This is a genomic window from Janibacter sp. CoH_79_TC_3, assembly GCF_058197955.1.
In genome coordinates this window covers 1-240 of the sequence record NZ_JBXWIV010000194.1, presented here as the reverse complement: position 1 = coordinate 240, position 240 = coordinate 1, and the positions used below count along the sequence as shown (strand labels likewise).

The window sequence follows — 240 nt, the reverse complement described above, 5'->3', positions numbered from 1 at the left end:
ATGATGGCAGCTACTTGTTTAGCTGGTTGTGGCACTTCAAGTTCTAACGATAAGGACAGTAGTGGTGCTAAAGGTCAGGTTTATTATCTAAACTTTAAACCTGAACAGGATCAGGCTTGGCAGAAATTAGCTAAGGAATACACAAAGGAAACAGGTGTTAAGGTTAAAGTTCAGACTGCTGCCGAAGGTAAGTATGAAGAAACTCTTACATCTGCAATGGATAAGGACAATGCTCCTACA

Annotated in this window: 1 protein-coding gene; it reads left to right on the top strand. The window is 40.4% G+C overall.

The features are described from left to right. Positions 1–240: extracellular solute-binding protein (locus AC2FA3_RS15600; RefSeq protein WP_490510390.1), on the top strand; the 240-nt coding region annotated here is incomplete at both ends.